Source organism: Methylobacterium sp. PvR107, assembly GCF_017833295.1.
GTDB lineage: Bacteria > Pseudomonadota > Alphaproteobacteria > Rhizobiales > Beijerinckiaceae > Methylobacterium.
The window spans coordinates 2,312,796-2,334,894 of record NZ_JAFIBW010000001.1 but is presented as its reverse complement, the minus strand read 5'-3'; the positions used below and the strand labels follow the sequence as shown (position 1 = coordinate 2,334,894).

The 22,099-nt window shown below is 69.8% G+C and carries 20 protein-coding genes; 11 read left to right on the top strand and 9 right to left on the bottom strand.

Annotated elements, in window-relative coordinates; translation table 11 throughout:
- Nucleotides 1–8: 8 nt before the first annotated feature.
- Together shc and JOE48_RS10885 are read left to right on the top strand one after the other, a co-directional pair.
- Entirely contained in the window at nt 9–2,006 is a 1,998-nt protein-coding gene (gene shc / locus JOE48_RS10890; RefSeq protein ID WP_210029757.1) for a squalene--hopene cyclase, read from the top strand.
- Between the two features lie 224 nt (nt 2,007–2,230).
- Nucleotides 2,231–2,929: a phosphorylase gene (locus tag JOE48_RS10885; RefSeq protein WP_245252790.1), complete on the top strand. Its 699-nt coding sequence runs from the start codon at nt 2,231–2,233 to the stop codon at nt 2,927–2,929.
- A 152-nt stretch (nt 2,930–3,081) separates the two neighbouring features.
- On the opposite strand, the gene JOE48_RS10880 is transcribed toward JOE48_RS10885, so the two are convergent.
- The 4 genes from JOE48_RS10880 to maiA all read right to left on the bottom strand — a co-directional run bounded on the left by JOE48_RS10880 (nt 3,082) and on the right by maiA (nt 5,852).
- Nucleotides 3,082–3,393 carry a hypothetical protein gene (locus JOE48_RS10880; RefSeq protein WP_210029755.1) on the bottom strand — a complete coding sequence of 104 codons (312 nt, stop codon included), beginning with the start codon at nt 3,391–3,393 and terminating at the stop codon, nt 3,082–3,084.
- Nucleotides 3,390–3,701, bottom strand: coding sequence for an EthD family reductase (locus JOE48_RS10875; protein ID WP_210029754.1), 312 nt, complete (start codon nt 3,699–3,701; stop codon nt 3,390–3,392). The genes JOE48_RS10880 and JOE48_RS10875 overlap by 4 nt, the downstream gene beginning before the upstream one ends.
- Nucleotides 3,702–3,755: 54 nt before the next feature.
- Nucleotides 3,756–5,087 carry an NAD(P)/FAD-dependent oxidoreductase gene (locus JOE48_RS10870; RefSeq protein ID WP_210029753.1) on the bottom strand — a complete coding sequence of 444 codons (1,332 nt, stop codon included), beginning with the start codon at nt 5,085–5,087 and terminating at the stop codon, nt 3,756–3,758.
- A 117-nt stretch (nt 5,088–5,204) separates the two neighbouring features.
- Nucleotides 5,205–5,852, bottom strand: a complete 648-nt coding sequence (gene maiA / locus JOE48_RS10865) for a maleylacetoacetate isomerase (RefSeq protein ID WP_210029752.1) — start codon at nt 5,850–5,852, stop codon at nt 5,205–5,207.
- A 141-nt stretch (nt 5,853–5,993) separates the two neighbouring features.
- Here maiA and moaB point away from each other — a divergent pair, with 141 nt between their 5' ends.
- Nucleotides 5,994–6,551 carry a molybdenum cofactor biosynthesis protein B gene (gene moaB / locus JOE48_RS10860; RefSeq protein ID WP_210029751.1) on the top strand — a complete coding sequence of 186 codons (558 nt, stop codon included), beginning with the start codon at nt 5,994–5,996 and terminating at the stop codon, nt 6,549–6,551.
- 148 nt (nt 6,552–6,699) lie between these two features.
- Here the strand turns inward: moaB and JOE48_RS10855 are convergent, their stop codons facing one another.
- A complete protein-coding gene (locus JOE48_RS10855) occupies nt 6,700–8,148 on the bottom strand; it encodes an amino acid permease (RefSeq protein WP_210029750.1) in 1,449 nt (482 codons plus the stop codon).
- A 132-nt stretch (nt 8,149–8,280) separates the two neighbouring features.
- On the bottom strand, nt 8,281–8,799 hold the full coding sequence (locus tag JOE48_RS10850) for a hypothetical protein (protein WP_210029748.1): 519 nt from the start codon (nt 8,797–8,799) through the stop codon (nt 8,281–8,283).
- Between the two features lie 165 nt (nt 8,800–8,964).
- On the opposite strand from JOE48_RS10850, the gene JOE48_RS10845 reads away from it, so the two are divergent.
- Both JOE48_RS10845 and JOE48_RS10840 read left to right on the top strand, forming a co-directional pair.
- Nucleotides 8,965–10,080: a PA0069 family radical SAM protein gene (locus JOE48_RS10845; protein ID WP_210029746.1), complete on the top strand. Its 1,116-nt coding sequence runs from the start codon at nt 8,965–8,967 to the stop codon at nt 10,078–10,080.
- A gap of 380 nt (nt 10,081–10,460) precedes the next feature.
- Nucleotides 10,461–12,506 (top strand): methyl-accepting chemotaxis protein, encoded by a 2,046-nt coding sequence (locus JOE48_RS10840; RefSeq protein WP_245252789.1) that lies wholly within the window; start codon nt 10,461–10,463, stop codon nt 12,504–12,506.
- A 9-nt stretch (nt 12,507–12,515) separates the two neighbouring features.
- On the opposite strand, the gene JOE48_RS10835 is transcribed toward JOE48_RS10840, so the two are convergent.
- The 3 genes from JOE48_RS10835 to JOE48_RS10825 are packed head-to-tail and all read right to left on the bottom strand — an operon-like array spanning nt 12,516 to nt 15,051.
- Nucleotides 12,516–13,157 (bottom strand): ribonuclease HII, encoded by a 642-nt coding sequence (locus JOE48_RS10835; RefSeq protein WP_245252788.1) that lies wholly within the window; start codon nt 13,155–13,157, stop codon nt 12,516–12,518.
- A 38-nt stretch (nt 13,158–13,195) separates the two neighbouring features.
- Nucleotides 13,196–14,242 carry a glycosyltransferase family 1 protein gene (locus JOE48_RS10830; protein ID WP_210029742.1) on the bottom strand — a complete coding sequence of 349 codons (1,047 nt, stop codon included), beginning with the start codon at nt 14,240–14,242 and terminating at the stop codon, nt 13,196–13,198.
- A gap of 11 nt (nt 14,243–14,253) precedes the next feature.
- Nucleotides 14,254–15,051 (bottom strand): UDP-2,3-diacylglucosamine diphosphatase, encoded by a 798-nt coding sequence (locus JOE48_RS10825; protein ID WP_245253230.1) that lies wholly within the window; start codon nt 15,049–15,051, stop codon nt 14,254–14,256.
- 535 nt (nt 15,052–15,586) lie between these two features.
- On the opposite strand from JOE48_RS10825, the gene JOE48_RS10820 reads away from it, so the two are divergent.
- The 6 genes from JOE48_RS10820 to sucD all read left to right on the top strand — a co-directional run bounded on the left by JOE48_RS10820 (nt 15,587) and on the right by sucD (nt 22,020).
- On the top strand, nt 15,587–16,795 hold the full coding sequence (locus JOE48_RS10820) for an aminotransferase class V-fold PLP-dependent enzyme (RefSeq protein ID WP_210029740.1): 1,209 nt from the start codon (nt 15,587–15,589) through the stop codon (nt 16,793–16,795).
- A 95-nt stretch (nt 16,796–16,890) separates the two neighbouring features.
- Entirely contained in the window at nt 16,891–17,835 is a 945-nt protein-coding gene (locus tag JOE48_RS10815; RefSeq protein WP_210029739.1) for a D-2-hydroxyacid dehydrogenase, read from the top strand.
- 178 nt (nt 17,836–18,013) lie between these two features.
- Nucleotides 18,014–18,877, top strand: a complete 864-nt coding sequence (locus tag JOE48_RS10810) for an NADP-dependent methylenetetrahydromethanopterin/methylenetetrahydrofolate dehydrogenase (RefSeq protein ID WP_210029738.1) — start codon at nt 18,014–18,016, stop codon at nt 18,875–18,877.
- Between the two features lie 10 nt (nt 18,878–18,887).
- Nucleotides 18,888–19,529: a methenyltetrahydrofolate cyclohydrolase gene (fchA, locus tag JOE48_RS10805; protein ID WP_210029737.1), complete on the top strand. Its 642-nt coding sequence runs from the start codon at nt 18,888–18,890 to the stop codon at nt 19,527–19,529.
- Between the two features lie 392 nt (nt 19,530–19,921).
- Entirely contained in the window at nt 19,922–21,115 is a 1,194-nt protein-coding gene (locus tag JOE48_RS10800) for a malate--CoA ligase subunit beta (RefSeq protein WP_210029736.1), read from the top strand.
- 14 nt (nt 21,116–21,129) lie between these two features.
- Nucleotides 21,130–22,020: a succinate--CoA ligase subunit alpha gene (sucD, locus tag JOE48_RS10795; protein WP_010687110.1), complete on the top strand. Its 891-nt coding sequence runs from the start codon at nt 21,130–21,132 to the stop codon at nt 22,018–22,020.
- Nucleotides 22,021–22,099: the final 79 nt, after the last annotated feature.

Sequence of the window (22,099 nt, the reverse complement as noted above, 5' to 3'; positions counted from 1 at the left end):
CGAGGATTATGAGAGAGGCCGTAAGCAAGGTCGAGGCGCTGCAGCGCTCGAAGACGCAGGGGATCTCGCTCGACGATGTCGAGCGCGGCGTGGCGCATGCAACGCGCGCGCTGGCCGCCCTGGCGCATGACGACGGGCATATCTGCTTCGAGCTCGAGGCGGATGCGACGATCCCGTCCGAGTACGTGCTGTTCCACCATTTCCGTGGCACGCAGGTCGCCGACGGCCTCGAGGCCAAGATCGGCAACTACCTGCGCCGCACGCAAGGCCGGCATGGCGGCTGGGCCCTCGTCCACGAGGGGCCATTCGACATGAGCTGCACGGTCAAGGCGTATTTCGCGCTCAAGATGATCGGCGACGACATCGAGGCGCCGCACATGCGCCGGGCGCGCGAGGGCATCCTGTCCCGCGGCGGCGCCGCCAACGCCAACGTCTTCACCCGCTTCATGCTGGCGCTCTACGGCGAGGTGCCGTGGCGCGCCGTGCCGGTCATGCCGGTCGAGGTGATGTTCCTGCCGAAGTGGTTCCCCTTCCACCTCGACAAGATCAGCTACTGGGCGCGCACCACCGTGGTGCCGCTGTTCGTGCTCCAGGCGACCAAGCCGCGGGCCCGGAACCCGCGCGGAATCAGCGTGCAGGAGCTGTTCGTGACGCCGCCCGAGAGCGTCCGCTCCTGGCCCGGCTCCCCGCACGCCACGTGGCCGTGGACGCCGATCTTCGGCTTCATCGACCGGGTGCTGCAGCGCGTCGAGAACCACCTGCCGCGCAAGGGCCGGCAGCGCGCCATGGAGAAGGCCCGCGCCTGGGTCAGCGAGCGCCTGAACGGCGAGGACGGCCTGGGGGCGATCTTTCCCGCCATGGTCAACTCGGTGCTGATGTACGAGGTGATGGGCTATCGCCCCGATCACCCGCAGGTCCGCGTCGCCTGCGACGCCATCGAGAAGCTCGTCGTGGAGAAGGCCGACGAGGCCTATGTCCAGCCCTGCGTCTCGCCGGTCTGGGACACGGCGCTCGCGAGCCACGCGCTGCTGGAGGCCGGCGGCCCCGAGGCGGAGGCCCAGGCCCGCGCCGGCCTCGACTGGCTGAAGCCCCGGCAGGTGCTCGACATCGTCGGCGACTGGGCTGCGCGCAAGCCGAAGGTCCGACCGGGCGGCTGGGCGTTCCAGTACGCCAACGCCCATTACCCCGACCTCGACGACACCGCCGTGGTGGTGATGGCCATGGACCGGGCCATGCACCAGCACGGCCTCGTCGTCGGCATGCCGGACTACAAGGCCTCCATCGCCCGCGCCCGCGAATGGGTCGAGGGGCTGCAGTCGGAGGATGGCGGTTGGGCGGCGTTCGACGCCGACAACAACCACATGTACCTCAACCACATCCCGTTCTCGGATCACGGCGCGCTGCTCGATCCGCCGACCGCGGACGTGACCGCCCGCGTGGTCGGGATGCTGGCGCAGCTCGGCGAGACCCGCGAGACCTCCCGCGCCCTCGACCGCGGCGTGAACTACCTCCTCAACGACCAGGAGGAGGACGGCTCCTGGTACGGCCGCTGGGGCATGAACTTCATCTACGGCACGTGGTCGGTGCTCTGCGCCCTCAACGCCGCGGGTGTCGACCCGGCCGATCCGCGGATCCAGCGGGCGGTCTCGTGGCTGATCCGCATCCAGAATCCGGATGGCGGCTGGGGCGAGGATGCCAATTCCTACAAGATCGACCCGGCCTTCGAGGCGGGCTCGTCCACCGCGTCCCAGACCGCCTGGGCGCTGCTCGCCCTGATGGCGGCCGGCGCCGTCGACGATCCGGCCGTGACCCGGGGCATCAACTTCCTCACCCGCACGCAGGGCACGGACGGGTTCTGGAAGGAGGAGCGCTACACGGCCACGGGCTTCCCGCGGGTGTTCTACCTGCGGTATCATGGTTACCCGAAGTTCTTCCCGCTCTGGGCGATGGCGCGCTTCCGCAACCTGAAGCGCACCAACAGCCGGCGCGTCCAGTTCGGCATGTGATGCGTTGGAGCCGGCCCGAGGGGCCGGCTCCGCCCGAACCGGAATGCGGCGCGTTCGGCCGTCCGGGTGACCGACCCGCGAGCCCCGGTAACCGACACGTGGCCCCTTCAGACAGCGATCCCCCGGGACCGGGTGAATCCCGCCCCGTGCCGGATCAACCGCCTGCGGCCCCCCGGCGTTCGCGCCTGCTTGCGGACCTTGCCGGACTGGTCCACCAGCGGACCATGATCGACCCCACCGCACCCGTCCTGGCCGTCACCGGCCTCGCCCGCGAGCGCCGCATGGCGGCCGGGGAGGGGGTCGAAGCGGTGGGCGCCGGCGGCAATCCGCACCGGCTGCGCCAACTCCTCGATGCCCGCGTGCCGCCCGGCTGCCGGGCCGTGGTGAGCTTCGGGATCGCCGGCGGCCTCGACCCGTCGCTCAAGCCGGGCGACGTGGTGGTCGGCACCGGCGTCGTCGGTGAGGAGGGGCGGCGCGCCGCCGATCTCGACCTGTCGGCCCTGCTCCTCAACGCCCTGTCGGATGTCGGCCCTCGAGTGATCCCGGCGGATCTCGCCGGCGTCGATACGGCCGTCCTGTCGGTCGACGGCAAGACGGAGCTTCGTGCCGCGACCGGCGCGGCGGCCGTCGACATGGAATCGCACGTGGCTGCGGCTTTCGCCGGGCGGCACGGCCTGCCCTTCGCGGCGCTGCGGGTGATCTGCGATCCGGCCGGGCAGGCGCTGCCGGCCTTCGCCGCGCAGGCGCTCACGGCGGATGGCGAGCCCGACATCGCCGCGGTGTTCTTCGCCTTCGCCCGCGGCCGGGCGCGGCTGGGAGACCTGATGCGGCTCGCCCGCGACTCGAACGCCGCCTTCGCGGCGCTCGGCCGGTGCCGGGCGCGCCTCGGGCCGGCGCTCGGGATCCCGGCGGACCTGGGCTGAGACCAGCCCTGATTGTCGCGTTCAGCGCCGCCGTGTTTGCGAGCGGTGCGAAGCGATCCAGGGTGACGCCAAGCGCTCCGAGGTCGCGTTGCCCTGGATCACGTCGCTGCGCTCGTGACGACGGCGCGAACCCGAGACCGGGCGAACCCGGTTCAGATCGGATCCTCGGACTCGTCCGGCAGCGGATCCCCGGTCCAGGTCGTGGCGAAGGCAGCGAGTTCCCGGGCCTCCGCGAAGGCCGCAACGCTCACGGCGCGCTCGGCCGGCGCCGCCCCCGGGTAGGGGGCGAGCTGGATCGTCACCCGGGCAAGGCGGCCACCGGGGGCGTTGGCGGCGAGCCAGGCCTGCGCGTCCGGCGTGAAGCGCTCCGGCCCGTCGAGAGCCCGCGAGTCGTTTCGCAGAACGATGACGTAGGTGCCGAGGCTCGGATCGGCCGCCTGCACCGCCTTGACGATGTCGATCACGGGCTCTCCGCGAAGTCGTTGATCTGCACCTGGGCCTGCGCCGGGGTGAAGTTCGGGATGTCGGCGAAGATCTCCTCGCCATGGGCGGCCACGGCCTTCTTGAACGCCTCGGTCGACTCGAAGGTCAGAAGGGCCATGACCTGGAACGGGGCGGCGCCGCCGTCAGGCGTGCCGGCGCCCTTGACCACCTTCGCCTCGTGGAGGCCGAGCGACGACCAGCGCTCGCGCACCAGCGGCATGTGGTGGCCGAGATAATAGCCCATGTCGAAGCTCGGGCCGGTCGGGTACATGACGCTTACCAGGATCATCGAGTTCATCCTCCCTTTGAAAACGGCTCGGATCTCCCGGGCTCGTAGCTCAAGCTAGTGCAGCTTCACGCGCGGCTCGGTACGGCGGGTAAGCGCGCGCGCGAGGGTGTCGAGCACCGTCTTGGCGGTGCCGTGGAGCGCCCGCTCGTGCATCTTGTAGAGCGAGCGGTACATCATCCGGGCGAACAGACCGGCGATCAGCATGTTCTTGCCGCGCACGAAGCCCATCAGGCTGCCCACGGTCGAATACTCGCCGAGCGACACCAGCGAGCCGAAATCCTTGTACTTGAAGGGTTTCAGCGGCTTGCCGTCGATCTTGGCCTGGATCTGGCCGATGAGGTGGCTTGCCTGCTGGTGCGCCGCCTGGGCGCGCGGCGGCACTGGCGTGTCCGAGCCGGCCTCCACCAGGTAGGCGCAATCGCCCATCGCGAAGATGTCGGGGTCGCGGGTCGTCTGCAGCGTCGGGGTGACGACGAGCTGGTTGGTCCGCGTGGTCTCCAGCCCGCCGATTCCCTGCAGGAAGGGCGGGGCCTTCACGCCGGCCGCCCAGACCACCAGCTCCGACGGGATGAAGGTGCCGTCGGCGAGCTGGACGCCGTCGGCCCGCACCTCGGTCACCCGCGCCTTCACGCGGACATCCACGCCGATCTTGTTGAGGAGCTGCATCACCTCCGCCGAGAGGCGCTGCGGCACTGCCGGCAGGATCCGGTCGGCGGCCTCGACGAGGGTGATGCGGATGTCCTTGCCCGGGTCGATCCTGTCGAGGCCCGTGGAGACCACGTGGCGGAGGGTCCGGTGCAGCTCGGCTGCGAGCTCGGTCCCGGTGGCGCCGGCGCCGATCACCGTCACGTGAAGCTGGCCGGGACGGACCGGGCCGACCTGCGTGTGCGCCCGCAGGGAGGCGTTCACGAGGCGCTGGTGGAAGCGCACCGCCTGATCCTGGGTGTCGAGGGCGATGGCGTGCTCGGCGACCCCGCGCGTGCCGAAATCGTTGGTCGTGGACCCCACCGCCATCACGAGGGTGTCGTAAGGCACTGCGCGCTCCGGCGTGACCTCGCGCCCCTCGGAATCGTGGCTCGCCGCGAGCTGGATCGTGCGCGCCTCCCGGTCGAGGCCGGTCATCTGTCCGATCCGGTAGCGGAACCCGTGCATGTGCGCGTGATGCAGGTAATCGACTGCATGGTGGCCGACATCGAGGCTACCCGCCGCGACCTCGTGGAGCAGCGGCTTCCAGATATGCGTGCGGGCGCGGTCGACGAGCGTGACATGCGCGCGCTTGCCGCGACCGAGCTTGTCGCCGAGCTTCGTCACAAGCTGCAATCCGGCCGCGCCGCCGCCGACCACGACGACGCGATGCAGGCCGGATTCGTTCTCGACGGATGCCATCGACACTCTTTCTTCCCCCGAACCGGGATTAAATCGCCGGCCTGCTTACACGTCCTGCCTAACGGATTGCCACATCTGCCTGCCGCCGGCCCGCGTGACCAGTGCGCGCGCGGCGGATCACGCGCCGGGCGCGCCGGGCTGACGCAGGGGATGTGCCGCGGCGACCTCCGGCAGGGCGAGGCAGGCCTCGGCGATCCGTGCCACAATCGGGTAGGGCGCCGTGTCGATGCCGAAGATGCCGGTCCCGACCCAGAGGCTGACGAGGCAGAGATCGGCGTGGCTCACCGCGTCGCCCTGGCAGAACCGGCCGGTCCCGGGCTCGGTGCCGAGCCGCGTCTCCAGGGTCCTGAGGCCGGTCTCGAAGGCATTGCGCAGGAAGTCGAGCATCCGCTCCCGGGGCAGGCCGTAATGCTCCATCAGGAAGGTGCGCACCCGCGGCACGTAGAGCGGGTGGGTGTCGCAGGCGACGACCTGCGCCAGGGAGCGCGCCCGCGCCCGCGCCCGCGGCTCCTCGGGCAGGAGCCGCACGCCGCCCTTCGTCTCCTCCAGGTAGTCGAGGATGGCCAGGGACTGGGTGAGGGGCGGACCCTCGCCGTCGAACAGGGCCGGGACCGCCCCCTGCGGGTTGATCCTCCGGAATTCCGGCTTGTGCTGATCGCCCGCGTCGAGATCGATGAAGGTCTCCTCGTAGGCGATGCCCTTCAGCTTGAGCGCGATCCGCACCCGGAAGGCGGCGGCCGAGCGCCAGTTGCCGTACATGTGCATGGGGACAGGATCTCCGACAGGGCCGGGAGAGCACAGCCGAGTTTTCGCCCCACGGCAAGGGCCGGGACGGACGCGGTGGGCCGGGGGCGACAACCGGGCCGGGGCGGCCCATATCGGGGCCTGTCCCGGAGAGACCCCGCCATGGCCGACCAGCCCGACCCCCGCCGCTTCATCCCGCTCAACATCGCGGTGCTCACCGTCTCGGATACGCGCCGACCGGAGGACGACCGCTCCGGCGAAACGCTGACCCAGCGCCTCACGGAGGCCGGGCACCGGCTGGCCGGCCGCGCGATCGTGCCCGACGAGATCCCGGCGATCCGCCAGCAGGTGGAGGGCTGGCTGCGCGATCCGGGGATCGACGTGGTGATCAGCACCGGAGGCACCGGCTTCACCGGCCGCGACGTGACCCCGGAGGCGCTGGAGCCGCTGTTCGAGAAGCGGATGGACGGCTTCTCGGCGGTGTTCCACCGGATCTCGTACGACAAGATCGGCACCTCGACCCTGCAATCCCGGGCGACCGCCGGGGTGGCGCGGGCGACCTACGTCTTCGTCCTGCCGGGTTCGCCGGGCGCCTGTCGGGATGCCTGGGACGGGATCCTGGCCCAGCAGCTCGACTACCGCCATCGGCCCTGCAACTTCGTGGAGATCATGCCCCGGCTCGACGAGCACCTGCGGCGCGGGGCGAGTCTGACGGTGTGACACGAACCGTCTTTCCGGGGCGCCGGAGGCGAGCCCGGAATCCGGAACCGGAGGGCGTACAGATACTGGCAGGGCGCGGCCATGGATTCCCGGCTCCCCTCCGCGGCTCCGGAAAGACGGGGCTGTGCTGCGGAACCAGCCCGTTGCGCTACGCCGCGTTCCCCTCCTTGCGGCGCAGCACCGAGTGCTTCCGGCCGTAGAAGAAGTAGATGACGAGCCCGATCGCCATCCAGATGACCAGCCGCAGCCACGTGTCGAGCGGCAGGCCGACCATCAGCAGCAGGCAGAACAGGATGCCGAGGATCGGCACCACCGGCACCGCGGGCACCCGGAACGGACGCTTCATGTGGCGGTCGGTCCGCCGCAGGTAGATCACCGAGCCGCAGACCAGGATGAACGCGGCGAGCGTCCCGATGCTGACCATCTCGCCCAGGATGTTGATCGGCACCAGGGCGGCGACGAGCGCGACCGCGGCCCCGATCAGCGCCTGGCTGCGATAGGGCGTCTGGTAGGTCGGGTGGACGTGGGAGAACATCTTCGGCAGCAGGCCGTCCTGGGCCATGGTGAAGAAGATCCGGCTCTGGCCGTAGAGCAGCACGAGGATCACGGTCGTCAGGCCGGTCAGCGCCCCGAGCTTGATCAAAATGGCGAACCAGCCGATGCCGATCACGTCGACCCCCTTGGCGATCGGGTCGGGGACGTTCAGATCCTTGTAGGGCACGAGCCCGGTCAGCACGGCCGCCACCAGCACGTACAGGATGGTGCAGACGGCGAGCGAGCCCAGGATGCCGATCGGCATGTCCTTCTGCGGCCGCCGCGCCTCCTGGGCCGCGGTCGAGACCGCGTCGAAGCCGATGAAGGCGAAGAACACGACGCCCGCGCCGCGCAGGATGCCACTGTAGCCGTAATGCCCGAAGCTGCCGTCGTTGTCGGGGATCAGCGGGCTCCAATGCGCCGTGTCGACATGGCCCCAGCCCAGCGCGATGAACGCCACCACGACGGTCAGCTTCACCGCCACCATGACGTTGTTGAAGCGCGCCGATTCCTTGGTGCCGCGCATCAGCAGGATCGTGATCAGCGCCACGATCAGCACCGCCGGCAGGTTGAACAGGGCGGTGCCGCCGCCTCCGATCGGCGTGCCGGGGGCGTGGGCGAACTGCGCCGGGATCGCGATCCCGACATCCTTGAGGATGCTCGTCACGTAGCCCGACCAGCCGACCGCCACGGTGGCGGCCCCCATGGCGTATTCGAGGATCAGATCCCAGCCGATCAGCCACGCGAAGAACTCGCCCAGCGTCGCGTAGGTGTATGTGTAGCTCGACCCCGCCACCGGGATCAGCGCCGCCATCTCGGAGTAGCACAGGCCCACGAAGGCGCAGGCGATCCCGCCGAGGACGAAGGAGAGCATGATCCCCGGCCCGGCATATTGCGCGGCGGCCGTGCCGGTGAGCACGAAGATGCCGGCGCCGATGATCGCGCCGATGCCCATCGCGGTGATCGAGAGGGCGCCCAGCGTTTTCGAGAGCTGCTGTTCGCCTTCGCCACTCTCGAGGATGTCGTCGACCGATTTGCGTCCCATCAGGCCCGACGAATCCATGGCACCATCCTTTCAGGGCGGAAGCGGGTCAGCGTTCTCGTGCGGTGCGGAGACGGCAAATCCTTCACACCGTTCAGGGTGTTGTAGAGGAGGCGTGACCGACAACAACGTGGCGCTGCGCAAGATTCTTCTTCAGGCCCGGTCGATCCGCGCGATCAGCGGGCGGACCTTGAGGCGCGGCGCGAACACCGCCCCGGCGCGCAGGGATTCCCGCCGGACGACATCCCCGGCCCGGGCCTGCCGGGCGCCGGCCACGATCTCGATCCGGCCGGCGAGGCGGGCGGCCCATCCGGCTGCGGGGCGCTGGAGCCGGCCGAGCCCGGTCTCGGGCCGGGCGGTGCCGACGAAGCGGTCGAGGGTCCGGATCCAGCCCTCGGCCGGGACGTCCCCGGCCTCGAGGCACAGGATCCAGTCCCGACGCGCCGCGGCTGCGCCCGCCGCGTAGGGATTGCCGTCCCGGTGCAGGACCAGCGTCGCGCCCGTCGCCTCCGCGACGGCCGCCACGGCCTCGCTGCTGCCTCCGGTAACGATCACGGCGTCGCCGATCAGGCCTCCTGCGACACCCGAGACCAGCACGCTGAGCGTGTCGGCCAGGCGATCGATCGCATCGGGAGCGGCCGGGTCGGCCAGGAAGGTCACCGCAGAGAGCATGAGCGCGCCCTTAGACGATTCTGCGCCGCCGTAAACTATTGATCGGCCTCCGGAAGGCGCCAGCGCGACCGTGCGACGCGCCGCGCGGGGATTTGCCTGAAAATAAGGCGCCGCCTTCCAGTCTGTTCGCGTTATGTTCCACGTGAAACACGGGAGCGACTCGGCATGACACGGACAGGGAGTGGGTCGGGCAAGGGCGCTGCAATCCGGCTCGGGCACAGCACGCCGCCCGAGAGCGCCCGGCGCGGGCGCGGTGCCACCGCCAATCCCACGAGCCGTTTCGAGGCGGCGCGGCGCGAGCTGTTCTACGATTCCGACTGGGGGGCGGACGAGCCGGCTCCCTTGCGCACGCAGGTCACGCCGGAGCGTACGGCCCGCATCATCGCCCGCAACACGTCGCCCGACGTTCCGTTCGACCGGTCGATCAATCCCTATCGGGGCTGCGAGCACGGCTGCATCTACTGCTACGCGCGGCCGACCCACGCCTGGCTCGGCCTGTCGCCGGGGCTCGACTTCGAATCGCGGATCTTCACCAAGCCCGAGGCCGCCCGCCTCCTCGCCCGGGAGCTTGCGGCACCGGGCTATCGCCCCGAGACGATTGCCCTCGGGACGGCCACGGATCCCTACCAGCCGCTGGAGCGCGAGCACCGCATCACCCGCGCGGTTTTGGAGGTGCTGCGGGAGACCCGGCACCCGGTCAGCATCACCACCAAATCCGACCTCATCCTGCGAGACCTCGACATCCTGGCCGAGATGGCCGCGCAGAACCTGATCCTGGTCGCCCTGTCGCTGCCGACCCTCGACCCGGGCCTCGCTCGACGCCTCGATCCCCGCGCCCCGCGGCCGGAGAAGCGGCTGGCCGCAATGCGCGCCTTGAGCGCGGCGGGTGTGCCCGTGATGGTCAATGTCTCGCCGATCATCCCGGGGCTCACGGATCCCGAGATCGAGACGATCCTCGCCCGGGCCCGGGAGAACGGCGCGAGCCGCATCGGCCACGCGCTGCTCCGGCTGCCGGGTGAGGTCGCCGACCTCGTGGCCGACTGGTTCGCCGCGCATTACCCCGAGCGGAAGGACCGGACCTTCGGGCTGTTGACGCAGGCCCGAGGCGGCCGCGAGAACGATCCGCGCTTCGGCCATCGCTTCCGCGGCGAGGGCGCCTACGCGGCGATGATCGGCCAGCGGGTGCGGCTGGCGGGGACGCGGCTCGGCTTCGCCTTCGGCCGGATGGCGCTGGACCGCGACGCCTTCCGCAAGCCGGGGGCGCAACTGGCACTGTTCTGACGGCCGGCACGGGGCGAAGCGACACGCGGGAGAACCAGGCGTCCGGCCGGTTGCGCGGCTCAAACCAACGACCACGAGATCTGTGACAGCAGGCTCTGTGCAAGAGTAATGCAGTGCCGGATGTCCGATTGAGGATATCAATTGAATTGCGCCGCACGTCGTCGCGTCTCACGAATCGCGTCTGCGATTTTTCTGGCAACACAAGGTTGACATTCGGAGCGCTGAGGATGCAAATCCGTTAGGCATTGATTCCAGGTTTGACTTACGCATTGCTTCGGAACTGCATGTAAGGACGGGAATTTTGAGCAATGAGGACTTTGGTTGTTCATAAAATTACAAATTTGTCTATCGGCACTATTTTCGGCGCCATTCTATGCGCCATGAGCGTCCTGCTGCTGGCAGCGCGCGCCACGACCCTGTTTGGAGCGCATGAGGAGACGCTGCGGGGTCAAGGCGTCGTCGCCCTGTCGCAGGCGAGCCGCGCCCTGCTCCATTCCGTGATCGCGACGCGTACGGCGCGTGGGACGGGCCTGAAGATCCTGGCCGACGAGGACCCCGTCTCCGCATCCGGCAAGGCGGCCCTGGAGGTGGACGAAAGGGCTCGGATCGACAGCGAGGCGGCGTTCTGGGCGATCGCGCGCGACCTCGACGTGCCTTCGGTCCAGGCGACCCTGGAGCCACTTCGCCGGGCTCAGGCGGCGCTGACCGCCCAGCGGCCGCAGGTCGAGGCCGCCGCGGCCGTGCCGAAACGGGAGCGCCCGGCCGCGCTCAGACAGACCGTCGATACGGTCATTGCGGCGCTGCTCCAGGCCTACGCGGCGACCAACAAGGCCGTGGATGCCGCCATCCCCAGGGAGGATGCGGCCATCGAGCGATACCTCGAGATCAAGCGCGCCGCGTGGGCGACACGGATCGCGTTCGGGATCTCATGGGTCCGGATCGAGACCGCGGTTGCAGCCGGGGCGGGGTGGTCGCAGGCCGAGATGATCGCGGCCGCCGAGGAGCGGGCACGCCTCTTCGCCGCTTGGGCCGAGGTCGTCGATACGATCGTTGACGACTTGCCGGAGACGATTCGCGCGGCCTTCAGGAAGGCCCGCGACAGCAATTTCGAGGGTGAATCGGCGGCGCGGCGCATCGCCCTGACGAACGCGCTGAGCCAGAGCCGGCCGCCCGGCATCGGGGCGCGGGACCTGCGCGCGCGCGACATCGCCGATGGGGCCACGCTCGTGGCCCTGGCCGACGCGGCCCTCGATGCGATGATCGCGCGCGCCGAGGTGCTGGCCGGCGAGGCGCAGCGTTCGTTTCTGGTTGCCCTCGCGCTTCTGGCCAGCTGCCTGCTGCTGACGGTCGGCGGTATGGTGCTCGTCGACCGCCGCATCCTGCGGCCGATCCGGGCCATGATCCAGGCCATGGGCGCGCTCGCGGCCGGAGATGCCACCGCGGCGATCCCGATACAGGAGCGACGGGACGAGATCGGCGCGATGGCAGCGGCCGTCCGGGTGTTCAAGGACAACCTGATCCGCACCCGGGCGCTGGAAGCCGAGGCCGCCGCGGCCCGTCTCGCCGCGGAGGCGCAGCGCCGGTCGGCCACCGACGCGCTGGCGCAGGGTTTCGAGCAGGCCGTGTCCGGCATCGTCGCTCAGGTCTCCAGTTCCGCTGCCGAGCTGCAGACCACGGCCTGGCAGATGACCACGACGGCGCAGCACACCGCCAGCCAGTCCAATGCCGTGGCCGCCGCCGCCGAGGAGGCGTCCGCCAGCGTCAGAACGGTGGCCGCCGCCGTCGAGGAACTCGGGACCTCCGTCCAGGAGATCGGGCGTCAGGTTCAGGGCTCATCCGAGCTCGCCCGGACCGCGGTCGATGAGGCCGATCAGACCGCCACGCTCGTGGCCGCGCTCAACGCGGCGGCCGCCCGGGTCGGTGCCGTGATCGAGCTGATCGCCGGGATCGCCGCGCAGACCAATCTCCTGGCGCTCAATGCGACGATCGAGGCGGCGCGGGCGGGCGAGGCGGGACGGGGTTTCGCGGTGGTCGCCACCGAAGTGAAGGCGCTCGCCGCGCAGACCGGCCAAGCCACCGAGGAGATCGGCCGGCAGATCGGCGAGATCCGCAGCGTGACCGGCCAAGCGGTGGATGCGATCGGCACGATCACCGGCCGGATCGGGGAGATCAGCGCCGTGGCGGCGGCGATTGCGGCGGCGGTGGAGCAGCAGGGGGCCGCCACGCAGGAGATCGTCCGCAACATCACCCAGGCCAATGCGGGGACGCAGGAGGTGACCGGCAACATCTCCGGCGTTGCTAACGCGGCCGACCAGACGGGCCGCGCGGCCGATCACGTGCTCACCGCTGCGACCGCGCTGTCGCGCCAATCCGAGCAGCTCGCGGCCGAGGTCGATCACTTCCTGGCGGGAATCCGGGCCGCGTGACCCGACCTCTCAGGCCTGGTCAAATCCCCGTGTGAAGCTGAGCCGGTGATGCGGGCTCCGGCCGAGCTTCGTCAGGCCGGCGCGGTGGACGGCGGTGCCGTAGCCGACGTTGCGCTCCCAGCCGTAGCCGGGATGGCGCTCGGCCAAGCGCCGCATCAGGTCGTCGCGAAACACCTTGGCGACGATCGAGGCGGCGGCGATCTGCGGCACCAGCCTGTCGCCGCCGACCACCGCGCGGCCTGGCAGGCCGGGCAGGGCATCGCGTCCGTCGACCAGGACCGGCGCGTCGAGCCCGAGGCGGGCCACCGCGCGCGCCATCGCGTCGAGGGTGGCGGCCCGGATGTTGATCCGGTCGATCAGCGCCCGGGAGCCCGCCGCCACCGCGACGCGCCCCTGGGCGCGGATCAGCGGCGCCAGCCGCGCGCGGACCGGTTCGGGGACGCGCTTGCTGTCGTCGAGGGCGGCGAGCAGGGCCGGCGGCAGCGCCGCGGGGTCGAACCAGACCGCCGCCACCACCACGGGCCCGCACAGCGCGCCGCGCCCGACTTCGTCGCATCCGATGACGGCGGGGTAATCGACCGCGCGGGCCGGATCGAACGGCATCGTCGCGGCAGGCGGCTTCCGGGCAGGGGGCATCCGGGCAAGGGGCATGGCACCCTCCTGCCATCCCGCGCGGGCGCCGTCACCGGTCAGGCGGCGTCCCGGGTGCCCCGCGCGTCGCCATGTGCCTCGACGATGTTGCCGAAGAACTGGCGCGCGCTCACGTCCCAGCCGCAGCGCAGGGCCTCGGCCCGGCATTCGGCGCGCGACAGGTCGAGGGCGGCGAGCGCGGCGGCCCGCAGGTCCCGGTCGAGCACCCCGACGCGGGTGCTGCCGACGACGTCGATCGGGCCCGGGACCGGGAAGGCCGCCACCGGCAGCCCGCTGGCCAGGGCCTCGAGAAGCACGATGCCGAACGTATCGGTGAGGCTCGGGAACACGAAGACGTCGCAGGCCGCGTAGACCGCCGACAGAGCCGCGCCGGTCCGGGTGCCGAGAAAAATCGCTCCGGGTGCCAGCGCCTGGAGCCGCGCCCGGTCCGGGCCGTCGCCGACGACGATCCGGGTGCCCGGCAGATCGAGGCTCAGGAAGGCCGAGACGTTCTTCTCCACAGCGAGCCGCCCGACATAGAGGAACAGCGGCCGGGGCAGTCCGGCGAGGTCCGCCGGCATCGGTGCGCCGGGCTCGGCGGGGCGGAACCGCGTGGTGTCGACGCCGCGGGTCCAGCGCATCAGCCGGCCGAATCCCCTCGCCGCCAGCTCGCCCTGCAGCGAGGCGGTGCTGACCATCGTACCCCGCGCGGCCCCGTGGAAGCGGCGCAGATAGGCGTAGGACCAAGCCTCCGGTACCGGGGCCCGGGCGGCGAGGTATTCGGGGAAGCGCGTGTGGTAGCTTGTGGTGAAGGGCAGGGCGTGAGCGAGGCAGTAGCGCCGCGCCGCCAAGCCCACCGGCCCTTCGGTCGCGATATGGACATGGGTCGGCCGCTCCGCGTTCCAGCGCGCCGCGACCCGCTCCCGCCCGGCATAGGCGAGACGAATCTCTGGATAGCCCGGCAGGGGCAGCGAGCGGAAATCCGCCACCGTCAGGAGGGCGGTCTCGAAGCCGTGCTCCGGGGCGCGCCACACCATCTGCTCCAGGGAGCGCACCACGCCGTTCACCTGCGGGTGCCAGGCATCGCTGGCGATGAGGAGCTTCACGGGCGGTGACCTCACGCCACCGCGCGCCGGCCCGGCAGCGCTTCCGGCACGCTCTCGGCGACGCGGGCCCGCAGGACGCTCGGATAGTGCAGCACCTCGATGCGGCCGTCGTAGTGCTCGACCAGCCCTGTGCAGGATTCGACCCAATCGCCGGTGTTGAGATAGCGCAGATCGCCGATCGGCCGGTCGGCCGCGTGGTGGATGTGGCCGCAGATCACGCCGTCGGCGCCCTGCCGGCGCGCCTCCTCGGCCAGGATCGTCTCGAAGCGGCCGATGAAGCTGACGGCGTTCTTCACGCGCAGCTTCGCCCAGGCGGAGAGCGACCAGTAGGACAGGCCGAGGCGCCGCCGCGCCTTGTTGATCACGGTGTTGAGGGACAAAGCCAGCGTGTAGGCGCCGTCGCCGAGATGGGCGAGCCAGCGCGAGTGGCGCACCACCATGTCGAACTGGTCGCCGTGGATCACGAGGTAACGCCGGCCGTCGGCCGCCGCGTGGATCGCGGTCTCGGCCAGCTCGATCCCGCCGAAATTCGTGCCGACATAGTCGCGCAGGAACTCGTCGTGGTTGCCCGGCAGGTAGACGATGCGGGTGCCCTTGCGGACCTTGCGCAGCAGCTTCTGCACGACGTCGTTGTGCTCCTGCGGCCAATACCATCCGGAGCGCAGCTGCCAGCCATCCACGATGTCGCCGACGAGGTAGATCGTATCGGCGTCGTAATCCTTCAGGAACGACAGCAGCAACCCGGCCTGGCAGCCGCGTGTGCCGAGATGCAGGTCGGACAGGAACAGTGTCCGAACCCGGACCGGCATCTCCTCAACCTCGGCCACGGCACCCTCTCCCGGCGGCTGTACGGTGCCGGGATCCAGAGCGCGATCGCATCTCAGTTTGATGACGCGGGCTCCGGCAGGCGCAGCCGGAGCTGGTGCAGCGCGGCGAAGCCTCTCAACCGGAGATCGTCTTCGTTGCGCCGCACAAAAAATTTTTTTGCCAAGTTCCGGAAGTTTTTCCGGTTTTCCTTTCCGGCCCCGCCGTCTCATAATGCCAGGAACCGGCGGCTCGGCACGAGCGCGACCGGACCTTGACAGGAAGGCGGCGAGGACGGCCCTGAGGCCGTTGGACGGGACGGCATTTCGGAGGCGACCGGCGCGCGGGGGCGTGCCGCGACGCGAGCGGCGTGAGGCCGCCTGCCGCTCCGCTGACGCCCCCCGATCACGGCAGAGGATGGCGTTCGAGAGGATGTGGCGCGAGCCGCTTTCGACGGCGCCGGACCGACTCCCTGACGACGCTTGGACAACCCGGCGCGGGCTCACGCTCGCGTGCAATGAACTTTTCGGAGGAAACATCATGGCCGCAACCCGGCGTCCCGGTCGCAACCACCTCTTCATCCCCGGCCCCACCAACATCCCGGACCGGGTGCTGCGCGCCATGCACGTGCCGTCCGAGGATCACCGCTCGCCGAGTTTCCCCGAGCTGGTGAAGCCGCTCCTGCAGGATTCCAAGATGGTGTTCGGCTCGACCGCCGGGACGGTGATCCTGTTCCCGTCCTCGGGCACCGGCATCTGGGAATCGGCCCTGTCCAACACGCTGTGCCGCGGCGACACGGTGCTGACCTCGCGCTACGGCCAGTTCAGCCACCTCTGGGTCGACATGGCCCAGCGCCTCGGCCTCGACGTGGTCGTCCAAGAGGAGGAGTGGGGCACCGGCGCCGATCCGCAGAAGATCGAGGAGGCCCTGCGCGCCGACAAGGACCATAAGATCAAGGCCGTCATGGTCGTCCACAACGAGACCGCCACCGGCGTCACCAGCGACATCGGCGCGGTGCGCAAGGCGATCGACGCCGCCGGCCACCCGGCGCTGCTGTTCGTGGACGGCATCTCGTCGATCGGCTCGCTGCCGTTCTACATGGACGACTGGAAGGTCGATTGCGCCATCGCGGGCTCGCAGAAGGGCTTCATGCTGCCGGCCGGCCTCGGCCTGATCTGCATCAGCCCGAAGGCGCTCAAGATCGCCGAGGGCGGCACCGGCCGCAACGACCGGCTCGGCCACGCCTACTTCGCTTGGAAGGACCAGCTGGCCGCCAACGCGACCGGCTACTTCCCCTACACGCCCGTCCTGCCGCTGCTCTACGGCCTGCGCGAGGCCCTGCAGATCGTGAAGGAGGAGGGGCTGGAGAACGTCTACCACCGCCACCACGTCCTCGGCGAGGCGACCCGCCAGGCGGTCGCGGCCTGGGGCCTCAAGCCCTGCGCCAAGGAGCCCAAGTGGAACTCCGACACGGTCACGGCGATCGTGGTGCCGGAAGGCGCCGACGCCGCCAAGGTGATCACCCACGCCTACGAGCGCTACAACCTCTCGCTGGGCGCCGGCCTGTCCAAAGTCGCCGGTAAGGTGTTCCGGATCGGTCACCTGGGCGACCTGAACGAGCTGTCGCTGCTGGGCGCCATCGCGGGCGCCGAGATGGCCATGATCGATTGCGGCATCAAGGTCACGCCGGGCTCGGGCGTCGCCGCGGCCTCCAGCTACCTGCGCGAGAATCCGCTGCATAAGGCGTGATCGGCGCACGCGTTCGGGGCGGGACCGGGTTGCCGGGCCCGCCCCGGCGCGCAAGTAAGAAGAACACTCCAGAGGAAACCGGCCGAGAAGGATCCATGACCAAGAAGATCGTATTCCTGGACCGTGAATCCCTCGATGCCCGGGTCCGGCCGTTCAACTTCCCGCACGAATACGTCGAGCACGAGTCGACCTGGACGCCGGAAGAGATCGTCTCCCGCCTCCAGGGGGCGGAGATCGCGCTGATCAACAAGGTCCCGATGCGGGCCGAGACGCTGAAGCAGCTCCCCGACCTGAAGCTGATCGCGGTCGCCGCCACCGGCACCGACGTGGTCGACAAGGCCCAGGCCAAAGCCCAGGGTGTCACGGTCGTCAACATCCGCAACTACGCGTTCAACACCGTGCCGGAGCACGTGGTCGGGCTGATGTTCGCCTTGCGCCGGGCGATCGTGCCCTACGCCAATTCGGTGCGGCGCGGCGATTGGGCGAAGTCCAAGCAGTTCTGCTACTTTGACTACCCGATCTACGACATCGCGGGCTCGACGCTCGGCATCGTCGGCTACGGGGCGCTGGGCAAGTCGATCGCCAAGCGCGCCGAGGCGCTCGGCATGAAGGTTCTGGCCTTCGACGTGTTCCCGCAGGACGGGCTGGTCGATTTCGAGACGATCCTCACGCAGTCCGACGTGATCACGCTGCACGTGCCGCTCACCCCGGACACGAAGGGCATGATCGGCGCCGCCGAGCTGAAGAAGATGAAGACAAGCGCCATCCTCATCAACACCGCCCGGGGCGGGCTGGTGGACGAGGCGGCCCTGCTCGAAGCGCTGAAGGACGGCACCATCGCGGGCGCCGGCTTCGACGTCGTTGCGCAGGAGCCGCCCAAGGACGGCAACATCCTGTGCGAGGCCGACCTGCCGAACCTGATCGTGACGCCGCACGTCGCCTGGGCCAGCAAGGAGGCGATGCAGATCCTGGCCGACCAGCTCGTCGACAACGTCGAGGCCTTCGTGGCGGGCAAGCCGCAGAACGTGGTCGAGAGCTGAGCCGCAGACCGCCGTCGTCTTTCCGGGGCGCCGCCGGCGAGCCCGGAATCCATCGCCGCCGACGGTGCAGAACGAGAACCGCCCGAGTGTCTGGATTCCAGGCTCCGCTCCGCGGCCCCGGAATGACCGGGTGGGTGTACCTGAATCGATCATGCCCGATGCGGGCCGAGGTTAAGACATGACGAAGAAGCTGCTGTTCCTGTTCGACACCGATGCCGTGCCGAACGTGTTCGACACGGTCGTCGGCTACGACGGCGGCGCCGACCACATCACCGGCTACGGCGGCGTGAACCCCGACAATGTCGGCGCGCTGGTGGATGGCACGATCTATACCCGCGGCGGCTCCGAGAAGAAGTCGACCGCGATCTTCGTCGGCGGCGGCAGCATGGCGGCCGGCGAGGCGCTGTTCACCGCCGTCAAGAAGCGCTTCTTCGGCCCGTTCCGGGTCTCGGTGATGCTCGATTCCAACGGCTCCAACACCACGGCCGCCGCGGGCGTCGCCCTGGTGGCCAAGGCCGCGGGTTCGCTCCAGGGCAAGAAGGCTGTCGTGCTGGCGGGCACCGGCCCGGTCGGCATGCGCTCGGCCGCGTTGCTCGCCGGCGAGGGCGCCGAGGTCACCATCGCGGGCCGGGCCCTCGACAAGACACAGGCCGCCGCCGACCAGATCAACACGCGCTTCAAGGTCAACGTGAAGGCGGCCGCGACCCCCGACGAGGCCTCGCGCATCGCCCTGGTGAAGGGCACGAACCTCGTGTTCACGGCCGGCGCCATCGGCGTCGAGCTGCTGCCGGAGGCCGCCTGGGCGCAGGAATCGTCCATCGAGTTCGTCGCCGACTACAACGCCCAGCCTCCGACGGGCATCGGTGGCATCGACGTGATGGACAAGGCCAAAGACCGCAACGGCAAGAAGGCCTTCGGGGCGCTGGGCATCGGCGGCCTGAAGCTCAAGCTGCACCGCGCCTGCGTCGGCCAGCTCTTCGAGAGCACCGACAAGGTGCTCGACGCCGAGGAGATCTACGCCCTCGCCAAGACGATGGCCTGAGGAGGCGCCGGTGACCGAGACGCATCGCCCCGAGACCGACAGCATCGAAAAGTTCCTGACCGAGCTGGCGAGCGCCGCCCCGACCCCCGGGGGCGGCGGCGCGGCGGCGATCTCCGGCGCCATGGGCGCGGCCCTGGTGTCGATGGTCTGCAACCTCACCATCGGCAAGAAGAAGTACGTCGAGGTCGAGGCGGAGCTGAAGGACGTGCTCGCCAAGTCGGAGGGTCTGCGGGTCGTCCTCACCGGCATGATCGGCGAGGACGTCCAGGCCTTCGACGCGGTGATGGGCGCCTACGGCCTGCCGAAGGCCACCGACGACGAGAAGGCGGCCCGCGCCGAGAAGATCCAGGCGGCGCTCAAGATCGCCTGCGACGTGCCGCTTGCCTGTTGCCGGGCCTGCCGCGCGGTGATCGACCTCGCGGCGATCACCGCCGACAAGGGCAACCTCAACGTCGTGTCGGATGCCGGTGTGGCGGTGCTCTCGGCCTATGCCGGCCTGCGCAGCGCGGCGCTCAACGTCTACGTCAACGCCAAGGGGCTCGAGGACCGGGACTTCGCCGACGAGCGCCTCAAGGAGCTGGAGGAACTGCTCTCGGACGCCGGCGCGCTCACCGAGAAGATCTACGCGGTCGTGAAAGCCAAGGTGAACTGAGCCGGGCGCACGACTCTCGCGACCGGACCCGTTTCGGCCGCGACGACCCGCCCGTCATTCCGGGGCGCCGAAGGCGAGCCCGGAACCCATAACCGCTGCTGGCGCAAGACCTTGGCGCGTCGGCGGTTCCGGATCCCGGGCTCCGCTGCGCGGCCCCGGGATGACGGCGCAAGGCACTTCGGTTGCGGATCTACAGTCGAGGTCGGGTGCATCTTGCCCCCGGCCTCATTGTTTTTCTGTATGTTGCATCGCAAAATCTCGCAGAATTCGTGTTGCGACTGCGAAAAAGGCCCCCTGAAGCCACGGATCAAAAAATTTGACGGGCGTAATCTTTCGACTCAACTAAAGTGAAGCGCATCAACGGCGGCAACGAACCGCAGAGGAGGCGCCGAATGGACGTTCACGAGTATCAGGCCAAGGAGCTGCTCGCGAGCTTCGGTGTGGCCGTCCCGAAAGGCGCCATCGCATTCAGCCCGGACCAAGCGGTCTATGCGGCCACCGAGCTCGGCGGCTCGTTCTGGGCCGTCAAGGCGCAGATCCACGCGGGTGCCCGCGGCAAGGCCGGTGGCATCAAGCTGTGCCGGACCTACAACGAGGTTCGCGATGCCGCCAAGGATCTCCTCGGCAAGCGCCTCGTCACGCACCAGACCGGCCCCGAGGGCAAGCCGGTGCAGCGGGTCTACGTCGAGACCGCCGACCCGTTCGAGCGCGAGCTCTATCTCGGCTACGTGCTGGACCGGAAGGCCGAGCGCGTTCGGGTCATCGCCAGCCAGCGCGGCGGCATGGACATCGAGGAGATCGCCGCCAAGGAGCCCGATTCGCTCATCCAGGTGGTCGTCGAGCCGGCGGTCGGCCTGCAGCAGTTCCAGGCGCGGGAGATCGCCTTCCAGCTCGGGCTCAACATCAAGCAGGTCTCGGCCGCGGTGAAGACCATCATGAACGCCTACCGGGCGTTCCGCGACTGCGACGGCACCATGCTGGAGATCAACCCGCTGGTCGTCACCAAGGACGACCGGGTGCTCGCGCTCGATGCCAAGATGTCGTTCGACGACAACGCCCTGTTCCGCCGCCCGGGCATCGCCGACATGCACGACCCCTCGCAGGGCGATCCCCGCGAGGCCCAGGCCGCCGAGCACAACCTCAGCTACATAGGCCTGGAGGGCGAGATCGGCTGCATCGTCAACGGCGCGGGCCTCGCCATGGCCACGATGGACATGATCAAGCACGCGGGCGGCGAGCCGGCGAACTTCCTGGATGTCGGTGGTGGCGCTTCCCCGGAGCGCGTCGCCACGGCCTTTCGGCTGGTCCTCTCGGACCGCAACGTGAAGGCGATCCTGGTCAACATCTTCGCCGGCATCAACCGCTGCGACTGGGTCGCCGAGGGCGTCGTCCAGGCCGCCCGCGAGGTGAAGATCGACGTGCCGCTGGTGGTCCGGCTCGCCGGCACGAACGTGGAGGCCGGCAAGAAGATCCTGGCCGAGAGCGGCCTCGACCTCATCACCGCCGACACCCTGGCGGAAGCGGCGAAGAAGGCGGTCGACGCCTGCGCCGCCGCCAAGGGTCACCAAGACCAGACGAAGCACTGAGGGGAGACCGCGCCATGAGCATCCTCATCGACGAGACCACCCCGATCATCGTCCAGGGCATTACGGGCGACAAGGGCACCTTCCACGCCAAGGAGATGCTGGATTACGGCACCAACGTCGTCGGCGGCGTCACGCCCGGCAAGGGCGGGCGCACCCATCTCGGCCTGCCGGTGTTCAACACCGTCAAGGAAGCGGTGGCGGCCACCGGCGCCACCACGTCGATCACCTTCGTGGCGCCGCCCTTCGCGGCCGACGCCATCATGGAGGCGGCCGATGCCGGCCTGCGGCTGGTCTGCTCGATCACCGACGGCATCCCGGCCCAGGACATGATGCGGGTGAAGCGCTACCTGTACCGCTATCCCAAGGAAAAGCGGACCATGGTGGTCGGCCCGAACTGCGCCGGCATCATCTCGCCCGGCAAGGCCATGCTCGGCATCATGCCCGGCCACATCTACCTCCCGGGCAATGTCGGGGTCATCTCCCGCTCGGGCACGCTCGGCTACGAGGCCGCCTCTCAGCTCAAGGAGCTCGGGCTCGGGATCTCGACCTCGGTGGGCATCGGCGGCGACCCGATCAACGGCTCGTCGTTCCTCGACCACCTCGCCCTGTTCGAGACCGATCCGGATACGGATGCGGTGCTGATGATCGGCGAGATCGGCGGCCCGCAGGAGGCCGAGGCCTCGGCCTGGATCCGCGAGAACATGTCGAAGCCGGTGATCGGGTTCGTGGCGGGGCTCACGGCGCCGAAGGGCCGGCGGATGGGTCATGCCGGCGCGATCATCTCGGCAGCCGGCGACAGCGCCGCCGAGAAGGCCGAGATCATGCGCTCCTACGGCCTGACCGTGGCGCCGGATCCGGGCTCCTTCGGCCAGACGGTTGCCGACGTGCTCGCCCGGGCGGCGTAACCGCGCCTCAACCCTTCCCCCCTCCGCGGGGGAGGGTGCCCCGCGGATGCGGGGCGGGAGAGGGGCAGCGCGACGGTGC

Coding starts and splice junctions, on each gene's coding strand:
- shc (WP_210029757.1), top strand. CDS start 9: ATGAGAGAGGCCGTAAGCAAGGTCGAGGCGCTGCAGCGCTCGAAGACG.
- JOE48_RS10885 (WP_245252790.1), top strand. CDS start 2,231: ATGATCGACCCCACCGCACCCGTCCTGGCCGTCACCGGCCTCGCCCGC.
- JOE48_RS10875 (WP_210029754.1), bottom strand. CDS start 3,701: ATGATCCTGGTAAGCGTCATGTACCCGACCGGCCCGAGCTTCGACATG.
- JOE48_RS10870 (WP_210029753.1), bottom strand. CDS start 5,087: ATGGCATCCGTCGAGAACGAATCCGGCCTGCATCGCGTCGTCGTGGTC.
- maiA (WP_210029752.1), bottom strand. CDS start 5,852: ATGCACATGTACGGCAACTGGCGCTCGGCCGCCGCCTTCCGGGTGCGG.
- moaB (WP_210029751.1), top strand. CDS start 5,994: ATGGCCGACCAGCCCGACCCCCGCCGCTTCATCCCGCTCAACATCGCG.
- JOE48_RS10855 (WP_210029750.1), bottom strand. CDS start 8,148: ATGGATTCGTCGGGCCTGATGGGACGCAAATCGGTCGACGACATCCTC.
- JOE48_RS10850 (WP_210029748.1), bottom strand. CDS start 8,799: ATGCTCTCTGCGGTGACCTTCCTGGCCGACCCGGCCGCTCCCGATGCG.
- JOE48_RS10845 (WP_210029746.1), top strand. CDS start 8,965: ATGACACGGACAGGGAGTGGGTCGGGCAAGGGCGCTGCAATCCGGCTC.
- JOE48_RS10840 (WP_245252789.1), top strand. CDS start 10,461: ATGAGCGTCCTGCTGCTGGCAGCGCGCGCCACGACCCTGTTTGGAGCG.
- JOE48_RS10835 (WP_245252788.1), bottom strand. CDS start 13,157: ATGCCCCTTGCCCGGATGCCCCCTGCCCGGAAGCCGCCTGCCGCGACG.
- JOE48_RS10825 (WP_245253230.1), bottom strand. CDS start 15,051: ATGCCGGTCCGGGTTCGGACACTGTTCCTGTCCGACCTGCATCTCGGC.
- JOE48_RS10820 (WP_210029740.1), top strand. CDS start 15,587: ATGGCCGCAACCCGGCGTCCCGGTCGCAACCACCTCTTCATCCCCGGC.
- JOE48_RS10815 (WP_210029739.1), top strand. CDS start 16,891: ATGACCAAGAAGATCGTATTCCTGGACCGTGAATCCCTCGATGCCCGG.
- JOE48_RS10810 (WP_210029738.1), top strand. CDS start 18,014: ATGACGAAGAAGCTGCTGTTCCTGTTCGACACCGATGCCGTGCCGAAC.
- JOE48_RS10800 (WP_210029736.1), top strand. CDS start 19,922: ATGGACGTTCACGAGTATCAGGCCAAGGAGCTGCTCGCGAGCTTCGGT.
- sucD (WP_010687110.1), top strand. CDS start 21,130: ATGAGCATCCTCATCGACGAGACCACCCCGATCATCGTCCAGGGCATT.